The organism is Streptomyces sp. E11-3 (assembly GCF_046540415.1).
GTDB lineage: Bacteria > Actinomycetota > Actinomycetes > Streptomycetales > Streptomycetaceae > Streptomyces.
The window spans coordinates 1-2,396 of sequence record NZ_JAZGRL010000107.1 but is presented as its reverse complement, the minus strand read 5'-3'; the positions used below and the strand labels follow the sequence as shown (position 1 = coordinate 2,396).

At 71.7% G+C, this 2,396-nt stretch carries 3 protein-coding genes; all 3 read left to right on the top strand.

Translation table 11 applies throughout. From position 1 onward, the window contains the following. Positions 1–256 precede the first annotated feature (256 nt). On the top strand, positions 257–811 hold the full coding sequence (locus U9R90_RS35565) for an SAV_6107 family HEPN domain-containing protein (protein WP_411061581.1): 555 nt from the start codon (positions 257–259) through the stop codon (positions 809–811). A gap of 72 nt (positions 812–883) precedes the next feature. After that, positions 884–1,645, top strand: a complete 762-nt coding sequence (locus U9R90_RS35560; protein WP_411061580.1) for a methyltransferase — start codon at positions 884–886, stop codon at positions 1,643–1,645. A 296-nt stretch (positions 1,646–1,941) separates the two neighbouring features. Then, the gene (locus U9R90_RS35555; RefSeq protein ID WP_411061578.1) at positions 1,942–2,352 is read left to right on the top strand and encodes a DUF3040 domain-containing protein; all 411 of its coding nucleotides are present in this window, start codon (positions 1,942–1,944) and stop codon (positions 2,350–2,352) included. The last annotated feature ends 44 nt before the right edge of the window (positions 2,353–2,396 follow it).

The following is a 2,396-nucleotide window of genomic DNA, read 5'->3' as shown; positions in this document are numbered from 1 at the left end:
TTCATGCCCGGCACCGGCACCGGCACCGGCCCCCGGCGCACAGCACCCAGCACACAGCACCCGGCATCCAGCACACAGCACACAGCACACAGCACACAGCACCCAGCGCACGGCACACGCGCGCCCGAGCGCCGCAGGACGCCCAGGCGAACCTGTGATCGAGGCAAATGTGCAGGTCAGAACCGATTGTCAGTGGCGTGTCGCACGATAGACACATACGGCCACCGCGCCGTCACACGACGACAGGAGGTTCGTCATGGCCAGTTCGTCCGCAGCGGCTGCCGCACGCCGCCGCCGCACCACCGGCCCTGCCCCCTCACTGAACGGTCCCGCGAGCGACATCCACCCCGTCCTGCGGCGGGAGACGGCACCGCCCGCCGCCCTCGCCCTGCTCGCCCAGGCCCGCAGCGGCCTCGACGAGGCGGCGATCCTGCACCTGCCGAACGAGCGCTATGCCGCCGCCCACCTCGCCGCCCTGCGCACCGCCGCCGCCGTGCTCGCCGCCCGCGGCCGCCCGGAGGCCACCGAGCGGCGGCGCCGACGTATCCGCAGCGCCTGGGAGGTGCTCCCGGAGACCGCACCCGAGCTGGCCGAGTGGAGCGCCCTGTTCGCCTCGGGAGCCGCCCGCCGGGCCCGCGCGGAGGCGGGCATCCAGGGCGCGGCGACCACCCGTGACGCCGACGATCTGGTGCGCGACGCGGGGATGTTCCTGCGCATAGTCGAGCGGATGCTGGCGCTGCAACCGGTCCTGCCACCGCCGCGGCCGGGGCAGCCGGCGCACGATGACCGGGCAGCGGGCCAGAGGCAATAGGGTGGAGGCGCCCAACAGAACGTTCACGCTCCGCCGCGAAACAGGCGGTGCCGCGCCGAGGAGTCAACTGCCGTGTCGGACCCGATGCGCCCCCGCGCTTCTCTCCGTACCGCCGTGGTCTGGGAGGTCCTGCAGGACGCCCTCAGCCGTCAGGTCAAGGCGACGGGGCAGGAGTCACTCGACGTGCTCGACACCGGGGGCGGCAGTGGCAACTTCGCGGTGCCGGTGGCCGGTCTCGGCCACCGCGTCACCGTCGTCGACCCCAGCCCCAACGCACTGTTCGCGCTGGAGCGGCGGGCCGCCGAGGCCGGGGTCGCCGACCGGGTGCGCGGCGTCCAGGGCGACGCGCACGGCCTCTTCGACGTCGTGGAGCGCGGCGGCTATGACGCGGTGCTGTGCCACGGCGTGCTGGAGTACGTGGACGACCCCGCCGAAGGCGTGCGTAACGTCGTGGGTGCGCTGCGTGAGTCCGGAACCCTCAGCCTGCTCGCCGCCGGTATGGGCGGCGCGGTCCTGGCCAGGGCGCTGGCCGGTCACTTCACCGAGGCCCGTCAGGCCCTCACCGACCCCGCGGGACGCTGGGGCGAGGGCGACCCGGTGCCGCGGCGCTTCACCGCCGAGCAACTGACCGACCTGGTCGCCGCCTCCGGGCTGCGGATCGACTCGGTGCACGGGGTGCGGGTCTTCGCCGATCTGGTGCCCGGTGTACTGGTGGACACCGAGCCCGGAGCGCTGGACGCCCTGCTCAAGCTGGAGGCCGCCGCCGCTGAGCAGCCCGCCTTCCACTCGGTCGCTACCCAGCTGCACGTACTGGCCGAAAGGCGCGGGGAGTAGCCCGCATGGCCCCTACAGCGGCCCGGGAACCCGTGAAATCCTCCTGATCAGGGCCGTAGGCGCGCATGGAGTGCGCCACAGGTCCCCCGATCGGGTGCAACTCACCGTATGATCGAAGGACACCGTCCGGCATGACGGATCGGCGGCTGGGGAATGCACGCTTCAGCTCGTCGGAACGCCCTGCGGGGTCGGAATGGCGAATTGGCGTAGAGGGGCGGGTTTCACGGGGGCGATTCCCTGCCTATCCTGAAGGGGACCCCCGGTCGCCCCGGCGACTGCACGATGAGGAGGACTCCGTGCCGCTCTCGGAGCACGAGCAGCGAATGCTCGAGCAAATGGAGCGAGCGCTGTACGCCGAAGATCCCAAGTTCGCGACAGCGCTTGAGGGAAGCGGGCTGCGTACGTACACCCGGAAACGGGTCTACCAGGCGGTCGCTGGCTTTCTGTTGGGTATCGCGCTCCTCATGGCCGGAATGGTCGCACAGCAGATCTGGGTCAGCGTGGTGGGTTTCCTCGTCATGCTCGGCTGCGCAGTTCTCGCGGTCACCGGTTGGCGCAAGGCGCCCAAGCCTGGCGAACAGGCTCCAGGCGCGGCGCCCGATGGGCCTGCTACCCGCCGTCAGGGCAAGAAGCGCAAGTCCATGATGGGCCGGATCGAGCAGCGCTGGCAGCGCCGCAGGGACGAGGGCCAAGGCGGCCATCACTGAGAACTGACACCCACAGCGTGGGTGGGGAGCGAACGCCGTCCGGC